Annotated in this window: 19 protein-coding genes and 2 pseudogenes; 11 read left to right on the top strand and 10 right to left on the bottom strand. The window is 70.3% G+C overall.

All coding sequences use genetic code 11. From position 1 onward, the window contains the following. Window positions 1-34: 34 nt before the first annotated feature. The 3 genes from H4687_RS46105 to H4687_RS02695 form a co-directional block, all read right to left on the bottom strand. Complete coding sequence (locus H4687_RS46105; RefSeq protein ID WP_046914349.1) at window positions 35-274, bottom strand: aminotransferase class I/II-fold pyridoxal phosphate-dependent enzyme; 240 nt, start codon at window positions 272-274, stop codon at window positions 35-37. Further along, window positions 268-408: a hypothetical protein gene (locus tag H4687_RS46110; RefSeq protein WP_225966572.1), complete on the bottom strand. Its 141-nt coding sequence runs from the start codon at window positions 406-408 to the stop codon at window positions 268-270. Before H4687_RS46110 ends, H4687_RS46105 begins: the two co-directional genes overlap by 7 nt. 673 nt (window positions 409-1,081) lie before the next feature. Next, window positions 1,082-1,438 carry a cupin-like domain-containing protein gene (locus H4687_RS02695; RefSeq protein WP_046914350.1) on the bottom strand — a complete coding sequence of 119 codons (357 nt, stop codon included), beginning with the start codon at window positions 1,436-1,438 and terminating at the stop codon, window positions 1,082-1,084. A gap of 336 nt (window positions 1,439-1,774) precedes the next feature. Here H4687_RS02695 and H4687_RS46115 point away from each other — a divergent pair. Next, a pseudogene (locus tag H4687_RS46115) lies at window positions 1,775-2,305 on the top strand (hypothetical protein). Window positions 2,306-2,370: 65 nt separating this feature from the next. On the opposite strand, the gene H4687_RS02710 reads toward H4687_RS46115, so the two are convergent. Both H4687_RS02710 and hppD read right to left on the bottom strand, forming a co-directional pair. After that, window positions 2,371-2,976 carry a hypothetical protein gene (locus tag H4687_RS02710; protein WP_159026117.1) on the bottom strand — a complete coding sequence of 202 codons (606 nt, stop codon included), beginning with the start codon at window positions 2,974-2,976 and terminating at the stop codon, window positions 2,371-2,373. Between the two features lie 382 nt (window positions 2,977-3,358). After that, window positions 3,359-4,564: a 4-hydroxyphenylpyruvate dioxygenase gene (gene hppD / locus H4687_RS02715; protein WP_046914352.1), complete on the bottom strand. Its 1,206-nt coding sequence runs from the start codon at window positions 4,562-4,564 to the stop codon at window positions 3,359-3,361. A 199-nt stretch (window positions 4,565-4,763) separates the two neighbouring features. On the opposite strand from hppD, the pseudogene H4687_RS46120 reads away from it, so the two are divergent. Then, a pseudogene (locus H4687_RS46120) lies at window positions 4,764-5,696 on the top strand (IS5 family transposase). A gap of 46 nt (window positions 5,697-5,742) precedes the next feature. On the opposite strand, the gene H4687_RS02725 reads toward H4687_RS46120, so the two are convergent. Then, the gene (locus H4687_RS02725) at window positions 5,743-6,660 is read right to left on the bottom strand and encodes a zinc-binding dehydrogenase (protein WP_078907399.1); all 918 of its coding nucleotides are present in this window, start codon (window positions 6,658-6,660) and stop codon (window positions 5,743-5,745) included. A gap of 77 nt (window positions 6,661-6,737) precedes the next feature. On the opposite strand from H4687_RS02725, the gene H4687_RS02730 reads away from it, so the two are divergent. Then, window positions 6,738-7,136, top strand: coding sequence for a winged helix-turn-helix transcriptional regulator (locus H4687_RS02730; protein ID WP_046914354.1), 399 nt, complete (start codon window positions 6,738-6,740; stop codon window positions 7,134-7,136). A gap of 200 nt (window positions 7,137-7,336) precedes the next feature. Here the strand turns inward: H4687_RS02730 and H4687_RS02735 are convergent, their stop codons facing one another. Further along, window positions 7,337-8,008 carry an IclR family transcriptional regulator gene (locus H4687_RS02735; RefSeq protein ID WP_046914355.1) on the bottom strand — a complete coding sequence of 224 codons (672 nt, stop codon included), beginning with the start codon at window positions 8,006-8,008 and terminating at the stop codon, window positions 7,337-7,339. 232 nt (window positions 8,009-8,240) lie between these two features. Between H4687_RS02735 and H4687_RS02740 the strand changes: the two genes are divergently transcribed. The 6 genes from H4687_RS02740 (at window position 8,241) to H4687_RS02765 (ending at window position 14,134) form a co-directional block, all read left to right on the top strand. Then, window positions 8,241-9,422, top strand: a complete 1,182-nt coding sequence (locus tag H4687_RS02740; RefSeq protein ID WP_046914356.1) for a homogentisate 1,2-dioxygenase — start codon at window positions 8,241-8,243, stop codon at window positions 9,420-9,422. Next, window positions 9,419-10,303 (top strand): hypothetical protein, encoded by an 885-nt coding sequence (locus tag H4687_RS02745; RefSeq protein WP_046914357.1) that lies wholly within the window; start codon window positions 9,419-9,421, stop codon window positions 10,301-10,303. The genes H4687_RS02740 and H4687_RS02745 overlap by 4 nt, the downstream gene beginning before the upstream one ends. Further along, complete coding sequence (gene fahA, locus H4687_RS02750; protein WP_046914358.1) at window positions 10,300-11,496, top strand: fumarylacetoacetase; 1,197 nt, start codon at window positions 10,300-10,302, stop codon at window positions 11,494-11,496. Before H4687_RS02745 ends, fahA begins: the two co-directional genes overlap by 4 nt. Window positions 11,497-11,656: 160 nt before the next feature. Further along, a complete protein-coding gene (locus H4687_RS02755) occupies window positions 11,657-12,331 on the top strand; it encodes a DUF4389 domain-containing protein (RefSeq protein ID WP_046914359.1) in 675 nt (224 codons plus the stop codon). 53 nt (window positions 12,332-12,384) lie between these two features. Beyond that, entirely contained in the window at window positions 12,385-12,720 is a 336-nt protein-coding gene (locus H4687_RS02760; protein ID WP_046914360.1) for an ATP-binding protein, read from the top strand. A gap of 529 nt (window positions 12,721-13,249) precedes the next feature. After that, window positions 13,250-14,134: a universal stress protein gene (locus tag H4687_RS02765; RefSeq protein WP_046914361.1), complete on the top strand. Its 885-nt coding sequence runs from the start codon at window positions 13,250-13,252 to the stop codon at window positions 14,132-14,134. A gap of 562 nt (window positions 14,135-14,696) precedes the next feature. Here the strand turns inward: H4687_RS02765 and H4687_RS02770 are convergent. Next, window positions 14,697-16,415 carry a sensor histidine kinase gene (locus tag H4687_RS02770; protein WP_046914362.1) on the bottom strand — a complete coding sequence of 573 codons (1,719 nt, stop codon included), beginning with the start codon at window positions 16,413-16,415 and terminating at the stop codon, window positions 14,697-14,699. Between the two features lie 321 nt (window positions 16,416-16,736). Between H4687_RS02770 and H4687_RS02775 the strand changes: the two genes are divergently transcribed. Then, a complete protein-coding gene (locus H4687_RS02775) occupies window positions 16,737-17,201 on the top strand; it encodes a pyridoxamine 5'-phosphate oxidase family protein (RefSeq protein ID WP_046914363.1) in 465 nt (154 codons plus the stop codon). A 38-nt stretch (window positions 17,202-17,239) separates the two neighbouring features. On the opposite strand, the gene H4687_RS47370 is transcribed toward H4687_RS02775, so the two are convergent. Both H4687_RS47370 and H4687_RS02780 read right to left on the bottom strand, forming a co-directional pair. Further along, window positions 17,240-17,371, bottom strand: coding sequence for a hypothetical protein (locus H4687_RS47370; protein WP_257035204.1), 132 nt, complete (start codon window positions 17,369-17,371; stop codon window positions 17,240-17,242). Window positions 17,372-17,894: 523 nt separating this feature from the next. Then, window positions 17,895-20,276 (bottom strand): phosphoketolase family protein, encoded by a 2,382-nt coding sequence (locus H4687_RS02780; protein WP_046914364.1) that lies wholly within the window; start codon window positions 20,274-20,276, stop codon window positions 17,895-17,897. A 47-nt stretch (window positions 20,277-20,323) separates the two neighbouring features. Here H4687_RS02780 and ppk2 point away from each other — a divergent pair, with 47 nt between their 5' ends. Continuing rightward, a complete protein-coding gene (gene ppk2 / locus H4687_RS02785; protein ID WP_046914365.1) occupies window positions 20,324-21,127 on the top strand; it encodes a polyphosphate kinase 2 in 804 nt (267 codons plus the stop codon). Window positions 21,128-21,130: the final 3 nt, after the last annotated feature.

A 21,130-nucleotide genomic window follows, 5' to 3' on the forward strand; every position in this document is an offset into this window, starting at 1 on the left:
CCGCGCGGTGCCCGCTGCCGGCCCCGAGGGGCAGTCAGACGAAGTCGGTCAGGGAGTCAGGTACGTCGAATACGAGCCCCGCCATGCGGACGTGAGTCGCGATCTCCGGCGGCGCCACGAAGTAGCCGACGCGCAGCCGCGCCGGACCATAGGCCTTGGAGAAGGTACGCAGTGCCACCACCTGCAGGCGGTTTCCCAGCAGTTCGAGCGCCGCGTCGGGTATCCGTGCCGGATCGGCGTACTCCCGGCAGGCCTCGTCGACGATGGTCAGCACCTCTTCCGGGACGGGACCTCGGTGAGGATCGGGTACGCCTCGAAGGAACGCCAGCCGAAGGTGACCTCGTCACCGGGGCCCGGGACCGAGTGCAGCACCTGCCCACCGACCTCGGACGACCCGGCGTCCACCACGGTCCGCTCCGGCGCGACACGCCGGGGCTCGTCGGCACCACCCCATCGGGGAGTGTGTGCGCGGACGTATGGCGAGACAGTCGCGTCTGAGACGGACGAAAACGCACCATGACTGAACTCGCTCCTGCCTCGGTGGGCCCCGAGATCGCAGTGCGGGGCGTTCATGACAGGGAAAGCATGAAGATCAGACACCAAATGATCAACTATCCAGCAGTTTCGGCTACAAACGACCATGGCATGACTCGCGAAGCAGCAATCCGTCTCTCCGTCACCTCCACAGATCGGTGGCACGAGACGATTGGCGAGTACCGGCTGACACGGGGTGCCTCGCGGCGGGCGAGTACTGAGTCGCGGGAACCGGCGGCCGTACCAGCGGTGACCGGGCGGCCGGATGACATGTGCAGTCCGCCGTGTCGCGCAGCCCGGCACGATGCAGGGTGTCGCGCACACCGACCCGGGTCCACAGCCGGGCGACATGAGCCCTGGAGCCGAAGAAGCCGCTCAGGAGGATGCCCGCGCTCAGGTTCACGGCCTCGTGCCACCAGCGCGCCGGCACATACGGCGCGTCCCCCGGCTCCAGCTCCACCGCGAAGAAGTCGTCGGCCGCGGCCGCCCCTCCCCCGCCCGCGGCCAGTTCCGCGATGCCCGCACGCGACAGACGTGCCCAGGAGTCTTACTTGGTGGACTGCGCACCGGCGCGTTCGACGGTCCCCGGGCGCGCGAGGAGAAATCGCTTCGTCCCGGTGATCTGGACGGCACAGTTGTCCGGCAGGTCGTAGTGCAGACCGGTACGGGTGCGGGCGGGCCCGATCCAGGCACTGCGCGAGGTGACGGAGCCACGAGGTAGAAAGTCCAGGTCTCCCAAGTCCCCCCGCAGCGCGGGGAACTGCTTCAGCAGGTGGAACTCCTTGAGGTACAGCAGTTCGTGGCCCGCCTGCGGCGGCTCGGCCAAGTGTCGTATGCAGGTGTCCAGTTCCGACCAGGCGAAGGCCGTGTGGACTTTCTCCCTGTTGCCCCGGACCAGCAGCACCCCTCAGCGACCGGGCGAGGGAGGCGGTGTAGGGCAGCGTCCAGATGTCCACGGCGGGCCAGTTCGAGCCGGCCCGCGGAAGACAGCGGGTGTGCGGCGGCGCAGCTGTAGCGCCGGGTCCGCGTCGGACGGCGGCACCTGCAGGGCAGGCAGCCGCATGTGCTGCTGTACCGCGGGCTGTGTGCCATCGAGGAGTTGCTGCCCGGGTTGCGTGAGCAGGTGGTCGCGGCCGGTGGCGTCCCCTTGGACACGGGCGATGTCGCCTGGCTCGGCGAACGGGGCTGGGCCCCGTTCGGTACACCCGCCTTCGAACTGGTCTCTGCCACACGCCCGTTGGTGGAACGCCTCGTCGCCCAGCGGGTGACCTCTCTGCCTGGAGTGAGTCTGCCGGCCGGATTCCGGGTCAGCGGTCTGGGCCGCACACCGTCCGGGGAGGGCTGGCTCGCCCACCACCTCACCGCAGGACATGTCGAGGGCCAAACGCGCGCCATGCGACTCGCTCACGCCGACGCCCAGCTCACCTCCGGGGACATCGACCTCGTGATGGCGCACTCCACCGCCACGCCGAGAGGAGATCTCACCTAGGCCGACGCGATCACCGAAGCCGTCGGAGCGCATCCGACCGTCGCCGCGACCAAGTGCATGCCCGGCCCTCTCTTCGGAGCGGCCGGGGCCCTCGGCGCCCTGGCGGCGGTCCTCTCCCTGCGCGAACGGACGGTACCGCCGACGATCAATCTCGACGACCAGGATCCACGGATCGGCCTGGACATCGTGACCGGGCGTCCTCGCGGTGGCCCGTACACCGCCGCCCTCGCGAACGCCTTCGGGTTCGACGGTCACAACACCTGCCTGGTGCTGCCCCCTTGACCGGGCGGTGTGCCGGCGAGGCTCCTGAGGATCGGTCCACACGGTGGCAGTCCTCCTGGCACGCCCTACACAGGCTTGCCCGGGGTGCCCGTCCACGGCCAGTACTCGAAGCCGTTGCCCTCGTACCAGCCCAGGCGTTCGGTGCCGCAGCCGCCGCTGTGGAATTCGAGGAAGTCGTGGTCCACGGCTTTGACGGACTTCTTGGGGAAGGTGACCGACAGTTCGGTGACGACGCTGCCCCGTGCCGGGATCGTGCCGAGCGACAGGGTCGTGGAGTTCCACAGCGGCAGCGAACCGTTGGTCTTGCTGTTCCAGTGCAGGCTCGCCTTGTGCCAGTGTCCCGTTCCGACGCGCCACTGCACGAGGGGCGCCGGGCCACGGGTCTTCAGCAGGTTGCCGATGGCGAAGACGTACGACGCCTTGGCCAGCTTCACCGTCTCGGCGTTGTGCACCCGGATCCGCGCGTGCAGGGCCACCCCCGCGCGCCGTGCGGTGGGGACCGCGGAACCGGCGAGGTCGGAGGCCGTCACCGCGCCGTTGCGGCAGACGTAGGCGGCCTGGGCGGCGTCGGCCTCCGGCTGGGCGGCCAGGGCGGGGGCGACAGGGGACACCGCGCCCATGACACCGGCCGCGACAACGAGGGCTGTTCTCCGTGAAGCGATGGGGCGCATGATTTCCTCCTCAGCCGCCTGATCCCATCCCGGCCACGGAGCACCGTCAATGATCTTTCCCGAATCATTGCCGGAACCATTCGTCCAGCCGACCATCGCCCGGCAGAGCGTTGGTGCCCGACGGTGAGGAGACGACTCCCGGGGTTCCGGGGGCCGGTCGCGCGACGGCCGACTGTGCCCACACGACTCCAGCTCCGCCAGCAGCATTCGGGACACGCCCTGCACCGGAGCGGCAGGCGCCGGCGGACAGGCTTCGGAGCGGCAGCCATCCAAGCGGCAGCCATCGCAGGGGCAGGTCGCTCACACCGCGCGGCTAGCGCGCGGTGTGCTGTCCGGTTGCGCAGTCCTCGCCCCTCCACATGCTGACGCTCCGTATGGTGCCCTAGAAGTTGCCGCGCCTCTCCTGCTCGCGCTCGATCGCCTCGAACAGGGCCTGGAAGTTGCCCTTGCCGAAGCCGAGAGAGCCGTGGCGCTCGATGAACTCGAAGAACACCGTGGGCCGGTCGCCGATCGGCTTGGTGAAGATCTGCAGCAGGTAGCCGTCCTCGTCGCGGTCGACGAGGATGCCGCGGGAGGCCAGTTCCTCGATGGGCACACGCACGTTGCCGATCCGGGCGCGCAGTTCCGGGTCGGTGTAGTAGCTGGCCGGCGTGGCGAGGAACTCGATGCCCTTGGACCGCAGCACGTCGACGGTCCTGATGATGTCGTTGGTGGCGAGGGCGAGGTGCTGTGCGCCGGGGCCACGGTAGAAGTCGAGGTACTCGTCGATCTGCGAACGCTTCTTCGCGATCGCCGGCTCGTTGAGCGGGAACTTCACCCGGTGGTTGCCGCTGGCGACGACCTTGCTCATGAGCGCCGAGTACTCGGTGGCGATGTCGTCGCCGATGAACTCGGCCATGTTGGTGAAGCCCATGACACGGTTGTAGAAGTCGACCCACTCGTCCATGTTCCCGAGTTCCACGTTGCCCACGACATGGTCGAGGGCCTGGAAGATGCGCTTGGGCTCACCCTCGGGCTTCACGTATCCGGAGCTACGGGCCACGTACCCGGGCAGATAGGGGCCGGTGTAACGGGAGCGGTCCACCAGGGTGTGGCGGGTCTCGCCGTAGGTCGCGATGGCCGCCGTGCGGACGGTGCCGTGCTCGTCGGTGGTGTCGCGCGGTTCCTCCAGCACGGTCGCGCCCTGCTTGCGGGCGTGCGCGACACACCTGTCGACGTCGGGTACTTCGAGGGCGATGTCGATCACGCCGTCGCCGTGCCGGCGGTGGTGGTCGAGCAGCGGGCTGTCCGGGCTGACGCCGCCCTTGAGCACGAACCGGATCGCTCCGGAGCGGAGCACGAACGCGTGGTGGTCACGGTTGCCGGTCTCCGGACCGGAGTAGGCGACCAGCTCCATCCCGAAGACCGTCTGGAAGTACAGCGCCGCCTGCGTCGCGTTGCCCACCGACCAGACCACCGCGTCCCACCCCGTCACCGGGAAGGGGTCGCCCTCGGCGTCGTACTCCACGAGTCCGACCAGCTGCTTGAGCTGCTCAAGGTCGAGCTCCGCCAGCCGCTCCTGGCTCGTGAGGGTCTGCTCGATGCTCATGCGTCATCCCTTTCGGTGTGCGTGTTTCCAGCGCGTGGCGGTAGAAGACACCGGACCTCATGCTCTGCACAAGAGTGGCTCTCCGAGCTGTTCAAGCTGCTCAGTTTGCCTCCCTCCCTGGGGATCCCTCTATACAATCTGCCTAGGACTTGTCCGGCCGATCATGTGACTAATCTGTGCTCGCCTCGTTGATTGGGGCATGGGTCGGGACGATTTGACCGATGGAATGGGAGCGGCTTGAGCCGTTTCTGCCGGTCAGTAACGGTCGTTGTGGTCGGTGGCGGGATCACCGGCAAGTGATCGACGGCATCCTTCACCGCGTGCGGACTGGGGTGCAGTGGCGTGACCTGCCCGAGGGGTATGGGCCGTGGAGGACGGTGTACGAACGCCACCGGCCGTGGTCGGCCGACGGTACCTGGGAACGGCTGCTGCAGGAGGTCCAGGCCGCGGTCGACGCCGCGGGGGAGATCGACTGGGACATCGCGGTGGACTCCACTGTCGTGCGGGCCCATCAGCACGCGGCCGGCGCCCGCACCGTTCCGCCGCCGGCTTTGGCGGCGTCAAAGGGAGTCGGCGAAGTCGAACATCAGGTCGGGACGCCCTGGCAGAGCCTGCTCGCCCGCCTGGCGGAGGTGGTGCAGGAGGTAAGGGCCTGGGCCGATCGCGCGGCGGGTTCACCAGCAAGATCCACCTGAGCGCCGACGGCCGCTGCCGCCCACTGTCCCTGGTCGTCACCGGCGGTCAGCGGGCGGATTGCACCCAGTTCACGGCCGTGCTGGAGAAGATCCGCGTCCCTCGGACCGGGCCGGGCAGGCCCCACAAGAAGCCCGACAGCCTTGCGGCGGACAAGGCCTACAGCAACAGTCCATGCCGCACCTACCTGCGTCGCCGGGGCATCCGCCACACCATTCCCGAGAAGTCCGACAGCCAGGCCGTCCGCCTGCGCAAGGGTTCACGTGGTGGACGGCCCCCCCGGCTTCGACGAAGAGCGGTACAAGAAGCGCAACACCGTCGAGCGGGCGATCAACAAGCTAAAGCAGTCCCGGGCGGTGGCCACCCGCTACGACAAACGTGCTACGTCTTCCTTGGCACAGCCACCGCAGCAGCCCTGGTTATATGGCTCCGCACATGATCGCCCTCGACGTCCCAGCTGCGGAGGCAGTGCCGGCGCATTCCGCTCACTGCGTGACCTGCAGGACTGCTTTTCCGGAGACACGGCGCCCGCGGAGAGCCTCGGCGGCCTCGGCAATGCGGTCCCAGGATCCCTGCCAGCCGATCTCGACAGTGATGGCCCCCTCAGCGGTCAGCTCGGTGAGAACGGTCAGGTCCGGGCCGGCATCGCCCTCGATGACGAAGGACGTCAGCGACCTGGTCGGGCCCACGGTCGCATACGGGGGGAAGACCGCAGGCTCCCCGGAAGTCCAGCCGACGCTCTGCACGCTGCCCCCAGGAGCGAGCAGGCTCCATGCCGCCACCAGCTGGGGACCGCCGACGCTGTCGATGACCACGTCGACGGCTCGCTCGAGTCCCTCCAGGCCGACCAGCACCTCGTCGGCGCCGAAGCCGACCAGCCCCTCCCCGCGGGCCGTCGAGCCCACGGACGCGATCACGTGGGCACCCGCCCTCGCCGCCAACTGGACGGCGAACCGGCCGACGCCGCCGGAGGCGCCGGTGACCAACACCCTCTTGTCCGGCCCGAGCCCGGCGGCCCGCAGCGAGCGCAGTGCGGCCACTCCGGCGACCGGAAGGGCGACCGCCTTCGCCAGGTCCAAGCCCTTGGGCACCTCGGCAAGCGCACCCACATCGATCGCGACGCGCTCGGCGAACGCCCCCGCGGTCAGGGCCACCACCCGGGTGCCCACCGCCGGGCCGGTCCCGTCGGCGGCGGCCCGAACCACCACTCCGGCGGCGTCCGAACCGAGCACCGCACCCACGGGTACCCGCCCGGAGCGAGCGTCGTTGAGGTCGCCGTAGTTCAAGGAGACGTGGGAGACGTCCACCAGGACCTGGCCCGGTCCGGGCACGGGGTCGAAAACCTCGGCGAGGCGGACGGCGGCGGGTGCGGACGGATCGACGACGAGAGCACGAACAGACATGTCTTCCCCCTTGGTTCACGACTTGTAACAGCAGTCATCATCGGTAACCTTGCTGCCCAGCGGAAGGAGGCACATTTATGTCACGCAGTCACACCCGTGTTGCGGAAGCGGTGAGGGACGAAGCCTGCCCGGTCACCGAGGTGCTCGACCGTGTGGCGGGCAAGTGGAGCATCGGGATCCTGATTGCCGCCGCCCACGGCCCGGTCCGCTTCACCGAACTCGAACGCGCCATCAACGGCATCAGCCGGCGCATGCTCACCCTCAACCTGCGCCGACTGGAGCGGGATGGGCTGCTCATCCGCACCGTCTATCCGACCGTGCCGCCCAAGGTCGAGTACAACCTCACACCCATGGCCCGAGAACTCCACACCTCACTGACCGGACTGGTGGGCTGGGCCGAGCGCCACCGGTCCACCATCGCCGAGGCCCGCGCCGCCTACGACACCGCGGCGGAGCAGCGACCGGACACCGACTGAACCGGCCCGGACTGGCTCTCGAGCCCTGGCAATTCCACGACAGCCGGAGAGGAGCAAATGTCTGGCCCCGGTGCCACGAGCCCCGCACATGATCGCCCGGACAGCTCCTAGGTCGCGAGAGGGTGATCGCCATGATCGCGGGGGTGTCACCGGGCGGGCGGCCTCCCGCCTGTCACGCCCCGCTCTGACCCCCGACGCGGTCAGGCGGTGCTCAGCGACGCCAGCCGCGAGGCCGCCGCCCGCACCCGAGCGGCGACGGACTCGATGTCGAACTCGTGCATGGCCACCACGCCGACCGAGGCACCCACCGCGCCCGGGACCTCGAATCCCACCGCGATCCCGGTGGCACCCTGCTGGAGTTGTCCCGAGGTGATGCTGTAGCCCAGCTCCCGGGCCCGCACGATCTCCTCGGGCTCGTCCGGCAGGGGCTGCTGCAGCGCGAGGATGGCGACGCCGTTCGCCCCTCTTTCCAGTGGATGCCGTACACCGATGCGGTAGCCCACCTGGACCGGGCCCTGCTGGACGGTCGGCTGGGCTCCCGCCACCGGAACGCACTCCCCCGCCCCGTGCGCCAGCGTCAGAAAGGCCGAGGCGCCGGTGGCGTCGGCGAGTTCCTGCAGAACCGGCTGGGCCGCCGGTACCAGCTGATGCTGGAAGCGCCCCGCGAGGGTGGCGGCGCCCGCGCCGAGCCGTACCCGCTTGCCCTGCCGGGAGACCAGCGCGTGCTCCTCCAGTGTCTGCACGATCCGGTACGCGACGGCTCGATCGATCTCCAGTCGCGCCGCCAGGTCCGCCACCGTCAGGCCGTCGGCCGCCAGGGAGATCAGATCCAGAGCCCGAAGCCCGCGATCCAGTCCTTGCAGGGTGGCCATCAGCACCTCCTGAATCCCGCGGCGGCACACGCACGCGCGGAAGTCGACAGATCTTCTTCGGGCGCCACGCTAGGCCACGTCACACCGATGGGCGGCCCCGTCCCGTAAGACCGGCCTTGACTGAGTCGCCGCCAAGACCCTACGTTCACATCGTTCCCCCCAATGCACAAAAATGTGCGCTGAGCGCACACAATGCGCGGCACCGCCACTCCGCGAACCCGAGGAGAGAGACATGCCGTACTACCACCGGGCGGGCGCGGTTCCGCCGAAGCGTCACACCCAGCACCGGGACCCCGACGGGAACCTCTACTACGAAGAGCTGATGGGCGAGGAGGGCTTCTCCTCGGACTCCTCGCTGCTCTACCACCGGCACATTCCCTCGGCGGTGCGGGAGTACCGGGTGTGGGACGTGGGGGACCAGACCCTGGTGCCGAACCATCCCCTGCTGCCGCGTCACCTCGCCACGCACAAGCTGTTCAGGCAGGGCGCGTCCGGCATCGACGCGGTGACCGGCCGCAGGCTGCTGCTGGGCAACGAGGACGTACGCCTGGCGTATGTCGTGGCCGACGCGGCCAGCCCGTACTACCGCAACGCGATCGGCGACGAGTGTCTGTACGTCGAGGACGGGCGAGCGCGTGTGGAGACGGTCTTCGGGGATCTGGAGGTCGGCGACGGAGACTATGTGATCGTCCCGAGGGCGACCACGCACCGGATCGTGCCCGACGGGGTCGTTCGGATCTACGTGACCGAGGCGAACTCGCACATCGGGCCCGCGCGCCGCTACCTGTCCCAGCGCGGCCAGCTCCTGGAGCATGCGCCGTTCTGCGAGCGCGACTTCCGACTCCCGGACGGGCCGAGGCTCGTCGACGGCGAGAACGTCGAGGTGTACATCAAGCACCGCGGGCCGGGCAGCATCGTAGGGACGGTCCACACCCTGCCGTACCACCCGTTCGACGTCGTCGGCTGGGACGGCTGTCTCTACCCGTACGTGTTCAACATCCGTGACTTCGAGCCGGTCACGGGCCGGGTCCACCAGCCGCCGCCGGCACACCAGGTCTTCGAGGGCCACAACTTCGTGATCTGCAACTTCGTGCCGCGCAAGGTGGATTACCACCCGCTGTCCGTCCCGGTGCCGTACTACCACTCCAACGTCGACTCCGACGAGGTGATGTTCTACTGCGGCGGGGACTACGAGGCGCGCAAAGGCTCCGGCATCGGCCCGGGCTCCATCTCCCTGCACCCGGGCGGCCATCCCCACGGTCCCCAGCCGGGCGCCATGGAGCGGTCCATCGGGGCGGAGTTCTTCGACGAGCTCGCGGTCATGGTCGACACCTTCCGTCCCCTCCAGCTCGGCGAGGCCGCTCGCGCGACGGACGACGGGACGTACGCCTACTCCTGGGAGCGGAACCGATGAACGCCCCACGGACACCCGGGGTCCCGGTCCCCCCGGTGCTCGCCGGCCTGTTCGACGACGCGGCGGTCTTCCCGCCCGGCGGCCTGCCCCTGGAACGGGCCGTCCCCGCCCATGTACGGCACACCCGCAGCGCCCACGCGGAGCTGGTCGGCGCGTTCGTCCTGGCCGCCCAGGACATCGCCCGGCTCGCCGAGCTGACCGCCGCCCTCCCCGAGCACTCCTTCGGCCTCTCGGTGACCGTCGCGCTCCCGGATGTCTCCGACGCCCTCACCGCGGCGCGCCGGATCCCGGCCGTGCGGCTGGTCGGCCTGGAGGTGGCCGTAGCGGACGGCGTCGGCGCCGCCACGGTCGTGCCCGCGCTGGCCGAGGCGATCGACGACGACACCGACCTCACGGTCTATGTCGAGGTGCCGCGCGACGCCCGGCGCGAGCCGTTGCTCGCCGCGCTCGCCGGGACCCCTTACCTGGCCAAGTTCCGGACCGGAGGCGTGCGCGCCGACCTCTACCCCGACGAGCGTGAACTCGCCGCGGCCGTCCTGGCCGCGGTGCGGGCCGGGGTGGCGTTCAAGGCGACGGCCGGACTGCACCACGCCCTGCGCACCACCGACCCGGTGACCGGATTCGAGCAGCACGGGTTCCTCAACCTGCTCGTGGCCACCGACGCGGCTGTCCAAGGTGCCGAGGAGGAGGAGTTGGTCCGGCTGCTGGCCGACCGTGACGGCGACCGGATCGCCGCGCGGGTGCGCGCCCTGTCACCCCGGGTCCGTGACCTGTTCCGCTCCTTCGGCACCTGCTCCGTGGCCGAACCCGCCGCCGAGTCGGCCGGACTGGGACTCCTGCCCGCCACGACGATCGCCGACCTGACCGAGGTGTCCGCATGACCAGCACCACCCCGTTGACCGTCCCGGCCGAGTCACTGTTCGGCCTGACCAACCTGCCCTACGGCGTCTACTCGGTGCCCGGGCGGGAGCCGCGCGTGGCGACCCGCTACGGCGACCACGTCGTGGACCTGGCCGTCCTGCTGGGCGACGACGTCTTCGCCCGCACGAGCCTGAACGCCTTCATGGCCCAGGGCCACACCCGCTGGGTCGCGGTCCGGGCCGCGATCACCGAGCGGCTCCGGGGCGAGGTTCCCGCCGAGGCGGTCCACGACCTGGGCGCGGTGACACTGCACCTGCCGTTCGAGGTCGCCGACTACGTCGACTTCTACGCCTCCGAGCACCACGCCTCGAACCTGGGCCGGCTCTTCCGGCCCGACAACCCCGACCCGCTGATGCCGAACTGGAAGCACCTTCCGGTCGGCTACCACGGCCGCGCGGCCTCGGTCGTCGTCTCGGGCACCGACATCGTCCGGCCCTCCGGGCAGCGCAAGGGCCCTCAGGACCCGGCGCCGGTCTTCGGACCCTCGACCCGTCTCGACATCGAGGCCGAGCTCGGCTTCGTCCTCGGCACCGGCAGCGCCATGGGCGATCGCATCGCCGCCGAGGACGCGGAGCGCCACATCTTCGGGGTGGTGCTCTTCAACGACTGGTCCGCGCGTGACATCCAGGCCTGGGAGTACGTCCCGCTCGGCCCGAACCTGGGCAAGTCGTTCGCCTCCACGATCTCGCCGTGGGTGGTGCCGCTGCTCGCCCTGGACGCCGCCCGGGTCCCGGTCCCGGCCCAGGAGCCGGCCGTGCTGCCGTATCTGCGGATGGAGCGGCCGTGGGGCCTCGACATCGACCTCACGGTGTCGTGGAACGGTCAGGTCGTCTCCCGGCCGCCGTACGCCGCGATGTACTGGTCCCCCGCCCAGATGCTGGCCCACCAGACCGTCAACGGGGCGCCCTCGCGCACCGGCGACCTGTTCGCGTCCGGAACCGTCTCCGGTCCGCGGAAGGATCAGCGCGGTGCCTTCATCGAGCTGACCTGGGGCGGCAAAGAACCAATCACGGTCAACGGTCGGCAGCGCACGTTTTTGGAGGACGGGGACGAGATCGTCCTGGCCGCCACGGCGCCGGGCGCCGACGGAACCCGCCTCGGCTTCGGCGAGGCCCGCGGCCGGATCACCGGCGGCAGGCGGGAGGCGTACTGAGTCGGAGGTGGGCTCGCCGCGGGAGCGGTCGCCGACAGCGACCGGGGCGGGCAGGCGCGAGGGCAGGATTCGTCCTGCCCTCGCGGCGTCCGGCGGAAGCGGCCACGCTGGTCATGAGCCCACACCGGCGGATATCCGCCGGGCGAAGGAGCTGATCGCCATGACGCACCAGGTGGCATTCTCGGACCCTCCGGTCCGACCGGTCCAGGTGAACGCGCGCATCGACGCGCCACTGTCCCGATGGCTGTGGCTCGTGAAATGGATCCTCGCCATCCCGCACTACATCGTGCTGTTCTTCCTGTGGATCGCCTTCGGCGTGGTGACGGTGATCGCGTTCTTCGCCATCCTGTTCACCGAGCGTTACCCCCGCGCGTTGTTCGACTTCAATGTGGGAGTGATGCGCTGGAGTTGGCGGGTCGCCTACTACGCGTACGACGCCCTCGGCACCGATCGGTACCCGCCTTTCAGCCTGGGCGAGGAACCGGACTACCCGGCCCGGCTGGACATCGCCTACCCGGAGCGACTCTCGCGCGGCCTGGTGCTGGTGAAATGGTGGCTGCTGGCGATCCCGCAGTACCTGGTCGTCGGGTTCTTCCTCGGCGGCGCCCACGTCGGCTGGTGGTCAGGCGGCCTGATCGGCCTGCTGACGGTCGTCGCGGCCGTGATCCTGGCCTTCACCGAGAAGTATCCGAAGGACCTGTTCGACCTGATCATCGGCCTCAACAGGTGGGTCCTGCGGGTCTCGGCCTACGCCGCGCTGATGACGGACGCGTACCCGCCGTTCCGCCTGGACCTGGGCGGCGCGGAGGAGACCACTCGGGAAACGCGGACCTGATCGCCCGGTAGCGGCGACGGCGCCTCGAAGCACCGCCCGATCCGGTCCGGTGCATGCCCTCGGTGCCCGAGGGCCGCGAGTTCCTCTCCAAGGTTCTCGCCTCCTGGGACTGTGCCGGTTCGGGGGAGCACGCGTTGCTGCTGCTCTCCGAGACCCTGACGAACGCCGTCCAGCACGCCGAGGGTCCCATCGGGCTGCAGGTGTGCTGTACCGCGACGGACCTCACGGTCGAGGTCAACGACCGCAGTCCCCACCTCCCCCAGCCCCGTCTCGCCGCCGAGGACGAGGAGTCCGGCCGAGGACTGCTCCTGGTCCGCGCCCTGGCCGACAGCTGGGGGGTACGCCCCACGGACGAGGGGAAGACCACCTGGTTCACGCTCAAGCTGTGATCGCACGCCCGGGAATCACTGCGGGGACCGTGCGGACCGTCGGGGGCCTGGGGGGCGGTAGTGGATGAGGCCGCCGTCGTCTTCACCGCCCGGTGCGGTGACCGCGTCTTCCTCACGCCCACGGCCTCCTCGCCCTGGCCCCGAAGGCACAGAGGCCGGCCGTACGACGGCAGGGAGCGCCTCGGTACGGGGTGGCGCGTCCCCCGTGTCGGCCGACCTCACCGGCCATGGTCCCGCCCCGCTGACCCACATCGCGTGATCGGAAGGGCTTCCCCGACGCATCCCGGCGTACCCGCGCGTGGCGATCACCGGCGGCCCGGTCCACCACTGCAGGAACCCTCCTCGCGTGTCCGTTTTCGCTGGTCCGCCGGGTGCACATGCGCCGGGGCGGGAAAGGGGTAATTCTCGAAGGAGACGACGCATCTCACTCGGCACGCCGACGGCATCCGGACCTCCACGTATCGGACGCGCTCACCGTCACCCACATGCACCGTCGCTTCCAGCTTCGTACGAGACGGAGGCCGCCGCCATGCAACCCGTTGTCACCGTGGGCCTGGACGGCTCACCCGAGAGCCTTGCCGCCGCCCGCTGGGCCGCCGACGAGGCCGAGAAGCGCAAGCTGACCCTGCGACTGCTGCACGCGTGGCCGCTGCTGGCGCCGGAACCGGCCCGCGTGTCCTCGGAGGTCGATCAGAACTACTGGGCGAAGCGGCTCGTCCACACCGCGCGGGCGGAGCTCCAGACCCGCCATCCGGGACTGCTGGTCGTCGGGAGCCTGGTCTCCGACGACGCCCAGAACGCCCTGCTCCAGGCGGCTACCGAGTCCGAGATGACCGTGCTCGGCTCGCACAGGCTCGAATCGGTGGAGAGCTACTTCCTCGGAGACATCAGTCTGCCGGTCGTCGCACGGGCCCAGCGGCCGGTCATCCTCGTCCGCGCCGACGCCCGCCAGGGGCGGGCCGGGGACCAGGAACCCGTTCAGGCAGCCACGAGCCGCGTGGTCGTGGCTCTGAAACTGCACCACTCCTCCGACGAACTGCTGGACTTCGCCTTCCACTCCGCCGCCGCCAGGGGCGTCCCGCTCCTGGCCGTCCACGGACGGAGCGTGCCGCTCCACGCACGCATGCCCTGGGGTGTGGACCACGAGGTCACCGAGGAACTGACCGGGGACGCGCGAAAGCTGCTGGACAAGGCGCTGCAGCCCTGGCGCGAGAAGTACCCGCAGGTGGAAGTGGACGACAGTGTGCGTCTGGCCGGCCACGCCAAGGCCGTCGTGCACGCCGCCGAGGGCGCCTCGCTCCTGGTGGTGGGACGCAGTGCGCACCGCCACGGCCTGGGATCCCACCTGGGCCACGTGGTGCAGGCAGCCCTCCATCATGTGCGGTGCCCGGTGGCCGTCGTCCCCCACAGCTGAGGCCGGCCGGCTGCCCGCCCGTCGCGTCCAACCTGTCCCGGCCTTCACCAGCACCTCTCCCCCTGTTCTTGACCGCCGCGACGCGTCCCACTCCCCCGCGCTCGCTGCTCGGTCATGCCCCTACACGCCCAGTCGCGAGGACAGCCGTGCCAGGCCATGGTCCCTGAAGCCTCCTAAAACGACTGTCATAAGAGGTGGTCATGACGATCATCACCGTGAAGTCCCCGACGGGCCGTCCGAGCCAGGATCAGCGCCGCAGACTGGCCGAGACGCTCACGGACGCGGTCCTCGTGCCCGAGGTGGGGCAGTTCGCTCCGCCCGCGCGGGTCGGATTCCAGGTGCATTTCGTCGAACGTGAGCCCGACATGATGGCGATCGGTGGTCGACGTGTCGCCGATATCGGCCCGGACGCCGATGTCATGGCGATCGACGTGGCGGTGATGGACGGAGACTGGCGGCAGGAGGTCAGGACCGCGGCGATCGAGCGTGTCCTGGCTCCCGGTCGACGCTCCGGCACCGTCGGGCTTCGCCGTCCGGGGCCGGTGGCGAAGCGCCGGCGCTCCTACCCCTTCCGCAACGGCACCCGCCACACCAGCGTGGTGCCGCCGCCGTCGGTCTCGCCCAGCTCCAGTCGGCCGCCCAGTTGTTCGGCGCGCTCCGCCATGTTCCGCAGTCCGCTGCGGCGGCCTTCGGCCGGGAGGCCGACTCCGTTGTCGACGACCGACAGCCTGACCTCCCGGCCGTCGGTGGAGAGCACCACCTCGGTCCGGTCCGCGTGAGCGTGCCGGCCGACGTTGGTCAGGGCCTCGGAGAGCACCGCGACCACGTGGTCGGCGATCTCCTTCGGCACATCGGTGTCCAGCAGGCCCTCCATGCGCACACTGGGGGCGAAGCCGAGTACGGGGGCCGTCTCGCCGACGAGCCGCACGGCACGGGCCCGCAGACCTGCCTCCCCCACTCCCCCGCGGGTCCGCAGACCGAAGATCGTCGATCGGATGATCTTGATGGTCTCGTCGAGGTCGTCCACCGCCCGCACGACACGTTCCGACGCCTCCGCGTGCTCGATGAAGCGGCCCGCACTCTGGAGGGTCATCCCGGTGGCGAACAACCGCTGAATCGCCAGATCATGCAGGTCACGGGCGATCCGGTCGCGGTCCTTGAGCACCGCGACCTCCTCGGCCTCAAGACGGCGTTCCGCCAGCTCCATCGCGATCGCCGCCTGCGCGGCGAAACCCCGCAACGGGTCGATCTCCTTCTCCGTGAACGGCGTCTGCCCGGACTCCCTGACCAGGAGGAGAACGCCGCGTACGCCGCTCTCGCCCGTGCCGACGGGCACGGCGACGGCCGCTCCGAGCCCGGCGATCCTCGGTGGCTCGACCGGGACGCGCTTGTCCTGGGTGACATCCGCGCTGGTGACGGCGGTGACCCCGGAGAACGCCTCACCCATCAGAGTGCCGTCCACAGGCAGGACGAGGCCCTGGAAGACCTCCGCCTCCTCGCCCAGAGCCAGCTCCACCGCGAGCGAGTCCGTGTCCGCCATGGGCATCGCCACCACCGTGAGGGCCGCTCCGGTGATCTCCCGTGCCCGGTCGGCGATCAGACCGAGCACCTCGGCCCGCTCGCCCCCGGACATCAGCCGGTGCGTGATCTCGGCGTTCGCCCGCAGCCAGCGCTCCCGCAGCCGGGACTCCGCGTACAACCGGGCGTTGTCGATCGCGACCCCGGCCGCCACCGCCAGGGTGAGCGTGACCGAGACGTCCTCCTCGTCGAACTGGGCGCCACCCCGCTTCTCGGTCAGATACAGGTTCCCGAAGACCTGCTCACGCACTCGGATCGGGACTCCGAGGAAGGTGTTCATCGGCGGATGGTGGGGTGGGAAGCCGTACGAGGACGGGTGCTCGGAGATCTTCGCCAGGCGCAGCGGCTCGGGGTGGTGGATCAGCTCGCCGAGGATGCCGTGCCCCTCGGGGTACGGGCCGATGCGGGCGATCTGCTCCGCGCTGACGCCGACCGTGTGGAAGGCGGACAGTCGCCTGCCGTCGGGACCGATCACGCCGAGGGCGGCGTACTCCGCGTCGACGAGAACCGCGGCGGCTTCGACGATGCTGCGCAGGGCCTGCTCCAGATCCAGCTCCCGGCCGACCGACAGCACCGCTTCGAGCAGGCTGTGCACCCGGTCCCGGGTGCCGCGGGCGGCGTCCAGCCGGGCCTGCAGCTCCTCCAGAAGCTCATCCAGCCTCAGCTGCGGCAGCCGAATCCGGGCTTCCTCGGGACTTCCCACCAGCGCTCCTCAAGGTCCCCTGACAACGCACGGACCTCCGTCGGTCCGGTCGTGTGCCACGGTAGTACCCGGCCGGCGAGCGTGGTAGCGAGTCGCTCCGGGTGGCAGGTGCTCCACCGGCGCAGTCCCGGGCCGGGCCGACACAGCAGCCGCGACACCCTCCGGCCCCAGCGGGGGGACCGGTGGTCCCCCCGCTGGGGCCGAACGGCCCTGGCGTGCGCGATCTCCGCGCGTTCGAATGGCCCGGACGGCCCGGACACGTTCACGCGTGGCTGCGGCGGACAGCGGCCGAACGACCCGACGACGATACGGATACCTGCCATGGCCGGCGACGACGTCCCGACACCCCTCGCGGGTGCGCACCGGAGTGTCGAGCTGGACCGTACCGAGGCACTGCGACTGTTGGGCACCGTGTCCCTGGGGCGGATCGTCTTCACCCGGAACGCGCTGCCGACGATCCGTCCGGTGAACCATGTCCTGGTCGACGGCGACATCGTCATCCGCACCCACGGCGACGCCGCGCTGACCCGGTACACCCGCCGGACCGGTGACGAGGGCGCCGTCGTCGCCTACGAGGCCGACGCCCTCGACCCCGACACCCACCTCGGGTGGAGCGTGGTGGCCACCGGGTACGCACGGCTGGTCACCGACCCACGCGAACTGGCCCGCTATCGGGCCCTGTTGCGCCCCTGGGCGACGCAGTGGATGGATCACGCCGTCCGTATCCGCCCCGATCTGATCACCGGTCTCCGCCTCACCGACGAGGCCCCTGCGCCCTCCGGCTGAACCCCGTCGGTGCCCATGGCGCGGGGTGCGACCGGGGCTCAGGCGGGCAGGTGCAGGTCGTACAGGGGCCGTCCGGCGGCGAGTTCGCATCCGATGACCAGGTCGGGGCCGATCGCGAGAACCATCCGGGTTCCGCGCCACCGCCCACGGTACGCACCGTCGTTGGGCACAGGGTCGTGACGCTGCGCGGCGAGATCGACCTCGCGGCGGCGAGCCCGATGTCGGCGCTCCTGGACGCCGTCGCCTCCGGCCGCGGCCCGACCTGGTGCTCGACCTTCGATCGGTGTCCTTCATCGACTGCGCGGGCCCCGGCGTGCTGTGCCGGGCACTGAACAGAGTCCGGGCCCGTGGCGGCCGACTCCAGCCGGTCACGGAGAGTGACTCTTTCGGCGGTGCTCCGCTGCGCCGGTCCGGGCGGGATCTTCGAGGTGCATCCGTGTCTGTCCGGGGCGCTGGACCGCGCGACGTCCGCCTCCGCCCAGTCCGCGTCGGTGGGCTGAACGGCCCGCCCCCGGCCGGGAATTCGGTGGTGCTTCGGGAGGAGGGGGCAAGTCGTGGGCTGTGGCGAACCGGCGGGGAGGACGAGGATTCACGGTGCCCGGTTCGCCGTCGTGCCCTCGTAGGCGCCTCGGCCGGGGCCCCCGGTGTGCGGACGGGGCCGGTGTACTCGACGCCACCGGCCCCCTCCGGATCTCAGCTGTCCCAGGTCCAGTCGGCGATCTCGGGCAGGTCGGTGCCGTGTGCGCGGATCCAGGCGTGGTGGCGCGTTCGGACGTCGGCCATCCGCTGGCGTACGGCGGCGGCGCGGACCGCGAGGCCGGGGACGCGGTCGATGACGTCCATGACCAGGCGGTAGCGGTCCAGGTCGTTACGGACGACCATGTCGAACGGTGTCGTCGTCGTGCCGGACTCCTTGTAGCCGCGCACATGCAGGTTCCTGTGGCCGGTGCGGCGGTAGGCGAGGCGGTGGATCAGCCACGGGTAGCCGTGGTAGGCGAAGATCACCGGCTTGTCGGTGGTGAAGAGGCCGTCGTACTCGTAGTCGCCCATCCCGTGCGGGTGTTCCTCGTGGGGCAGCAGCCGGGTCATGTCGACGACGTTCACGACCCGGACGGCCAGGTCGGGCAGGTGACGGCGGAGCAACTGGGCGGCGGCCAGTACCTCCTGGGTGGGTACGTCACCCGCGCAGGCGAGGACCACGTCCGGTTCGCCGCCGTTCTCCGTGCCGGCCCAGTCCCAGATCCCGGCGCCGCGCGCGCAGTGGGCGCGGGCCTGGTCCATGGAGAGCCAGTCGAAGCAGGGCTGCTTGCCGGCCACGACGACGTTGACGTGGTCGCGGCTGCGCAGGACGTGGTCGGCGACGCAGAGGAGGGTGTTGGCGTCCGGCGGCAGGTAGACGCGGACGACCTGGGGGCTCTTGTTGAGGACGTGGTCGACGAAACCGGGGTCCTGATGCGAGAAGCCGTTGTGGTCCTGCCGCCAGACGTGCGAGGTGAGCAGGTAGTTGAGGGAGGCGATCGGGGCCCGCCAGGGCAGCTCCCGCGAGGTCTTCAGCCACTTGATGTGCTGGTTGACCATCGAGTCCACGATGTGCACGAACGCCTCGTAGCAGGAGAACAGCCCGTGCCGCCCGGTCAGCAGATAGCCCTCCAGCCAACCCTGGCACAGGTGCTCGGAAAGGATCTCCATCACCCGGCCGTGCCGGTCGAGGTGCTCGTCGACCGGCAGACGCTCGGCCTGCCAGGCCTTGCCGCTGGCCTTGAAGAGGGCCTGGAGGCGGTTCGACGCCGTCTCGTCAGGTCCGACGACCCGGAAGTCCCGCCGCAGGCGGGTGTCGTTCATGATCTGCTCCAGGAGACCGCCCAGGACACGGGTCGGCTCGTGCAGGGTCGTGCCCGGCTTCTCGACCGGTACGGCGAAGTCGTCCAGGGAGCGGATGGGCAGGTCACGCACGAGGAGCCCACCGTTGGCGTGCGGGGTGGCGCCCAGTCGCCCGGTACCGGAGGGCACGCAGGCGAGGACGTCGCCGACGGGGCGGCCGCCCCGGTCGAACAGTTCCTCGGGCCGATACGACCGCAGCCACGCCTCCAGCTGCCGCAGGTGCTCAGGGTTCTCGCGGACGTGCGCCAGGGGCACCTGGTGGGCACGCCAGGTCCCCTCGACGGGCTCGCCGTCGACCTCCGCGGGGCCCGTCCAGCCCTTCGGCGTACGCAGAACGATCATCGGCCAGTGCACCCGCTGCGTGGCACCGTCCTCGCGGGCCGCCCGCTGCTCCAGGGCGATGAGGTCGAGGGCCTCGTCGAAGGCGCGGGCCATCGCCCGGTGGACGGCCGACGGGTCGTCGCCGGTGACGTGGATCGGTACATGGCCGTAGCCGCGCAGGAGTTCGTCGAGTTCGGCCTCCGGCAGGCGGGAGAGCACGGTCGGGTTGGCGATCTTGTAGCCGTTGAGGTGCAGGATCGGCAGGACGGCGCCGTCGTGGACCGGGTCGAGGAACTTGTTCGAGTGCCAGGAGGCGGCCAGGGGGCCGGTCTCCGCCTCGCCGTCCCCGATCACACAGGCGACCAGCAGGCCGGGGTTGTCGAAGGCGGCCCCGTAGGCGTGGGCGAGCGAGTAGCCGAGTTCGCCGCCCTCGTGGATCGAACCGGGGACGTCCGGGGCGACGTGGCTGGGCACTCCACCGGGGAAGGAGAACTGCCGGAACAGCCGCTCCATGCCCGCCGCGTCGCGCGGCACGTCCGGGTACGTCTCGCTGTAGCTGCCCTCCAGCCAGGCGTTGGCCAGCACGGACGGCCCGCCGTGGCCGGGTCCCCAGACGCACAGCGCGTCCAGCCCGCGCCCCCTGACCACCCGGTTCAGGTGGGTGTACACGAGGTTGAGGCCGGGCGAGGTGCCCCAGTGACCGAGCAGCCGGGGTTTGATGTGCTCGGGCGCCAGGGGCTCGGTCAGCAACGGATTCGCCATCAGGTAGATCTGCCCGGCGGCCAGGTAGTTGGCGGCCCGCCAGTGCGCGTCCAGGGTGCGCAGTTCGTCGTCGGTCAGTACGGTGACGTTCTGGTGTTCGACCTTGGTCATGGGTGACTCCGGAACTCATCGACGGGTCGTCGGGTGGTGGAGGCGGCATGGCTGGCAAGAAGGCGACGAAGGTGCCGCGCGCGGCGTACGAGGAAGAACTGCTGCGCCTGCAGACGGAGTTGGTGAAACTCCAGGAGTGGGTACGGGCGGAGGGCGCCCGGCTCGTGGTGATCTTCGAGGGGCGGGACGCGGCGGGCAAGGGCGGCACGATCAAGCGGGTCGCCGAGCATCTCAACCCGCGCGTCGCCCGGATCGCCGCGCTGCCCAAGCCGACGGAGCGCGAGCGCACCCAGTGGTATTTCCAACGGTACGTGGAGCATCTGCCGGCCGCCGGGGAGATCGTGCTGTTCGACCGGTCCTGGTACAACCGGGCCGGGGTCGAGCATGTGATGGGCTTCTGTACGAAGGAGGAGTACCAGCTCTTCCTTCGGCAGTGCCCGATCTTCGAGCGGATGCTGGTCGAGGACGGGATCCTGCTGCGCAAGTACTGGTTCTCGGTGAGCGACAGTGAGCAGCAGGAGCGGTTCCGCAAGCGGCTGGAGGACCCGCTGCGGCGCTGGAAGCTGTCGCCGATGGACCTGGAGTCGCTCGCCCGCTGGGAGGCGTACTCCCGGGCCAAGGACGAGATGCTCGTGCACACCGACGTCTCCGAGGCGCCCTGGTACGTCGTCGAGAGCGACGACAAGCGTCGGGCGCGGCTGAACATGATCGCCCATCTGCTGGACTCCGTTCCGTACCACGAGGTCCCGCCGCCCGTCCTGGAGCTGCCGTCCCGACCGCCGTCGACCGGCTACGAGCGTCCGCCGCGTGACCTGCAGACCTACGTCCCCGATCACGCGGCGAGACTCTGAGCA

Origin of the sequence: Streptomyces stelliscabiei, from assembly GCF_014873495.1 — a bacterium.
In the GTDB taxonomy this organism is placed as follows: Bacteria; Actinomycetota; Actinomycetes; order Streptomycetales; family Streptomycetaceae; genus Streptomyces; species Streptomyces bottropensis.

Bases quoted from the DNA above. Each gene is read 5' to 3' on its own strand.
- H4687_RS02710 (WP_159026117.1), bottom strand. From the start codon at position 2,976: ATGCGCCCCATCGCTTCACGGAGAACAGCCCTCGTTGTCGCGGCCGGT.
- hppD (WP_046914352.1), bottom strand. From the start codon at position 4,564: ATGAGCATCGAGCAGACCCTCACGAGCCAGGAGCGGCTGGCGGAGCTC.
- H4687_RS02725 (WP_078907399.1), bottom strand. From the start codon at position 6,660: ATGTCTGTTCGTGCTCTCGTCGTCGATCCGTCCGCACCCGCCGCCGTC.
- H4687_RS02730 (WP_046914354.1), top strand. From the start codon at position 6,738: ATGTCACGCAGTCACACCCGTGTTGCGGAAGCGGTGAGGGACGAAGCC.
- H4687_RS02735 (WP_046914355.1), bottom strand. From the start codon at position 8,008: ATGGCCACCCTGCAAGGACTGGATCGCGGGCTTCGGGCTCTGGATCTG.
- H4687_RS02740 (WP_046914356.1), top strand. From the start codon at position 8,241: ATGCCGTACTACCACCGGGCGGGCGCGGTTCCGCCGAAGCGTCACACC.
- H4687_RS02745 (WP_046914357.1), top strand. From the start codon at position 9,419: ATGAACGCCCCACGGACACCCGGGGTCCCGGTCCCCCCGGTGCTCGCC.
- fahA (WP_046914358.1), top strand. From the start codon at position 10,300: ATGACCAGCACCACCCCGTTGACCGTCCCGGCCGAGTCACTGTTCGGC.
- H4687_RS02755 (WP_046914359.1), top strand. From the start codon at position 11,657: ATGACGCACCAGGTGGCATTCTCGGACCCTCCGGTCCGACCGGTCCAG.
- H4687_RS02760 (WP_046914360.1), top strand. From the start codon at position 12,385: ATGCCCTCGGTGCCCGAGGGCCGCGAGTTCCTCTCCAAGGTTCTCGCC.
- H4687_RS02765 (WP_046914361.1), top strand. From the start codon at position 13,250: ATGCAACCCGTTGTCACCGTGGGCCTGGACGGCTCACCCGAGAGCCTT.
- H4687_RS02775 (WP_046914363.1), top strand. From the start codon at position 16,737: ATGGCCGGCGACGACGTCCCGACACCCCTCGCGGGTGCGCACCGGAGT.
- H4687_RS02780 (WP_046914364.1), bottom strand. From the start codon at position 20,276: ATGACCAAGGTCGAACACCAGAACGTCACCGTACTGACCGACGACGAA.
- ppk2 (WP_046914365.1), top strand. From the start codon at position 20,324: ATGGCTGGCAAGAAGGCGACGAAGGTGCCGCGCGCGGCGTACGAGGAA.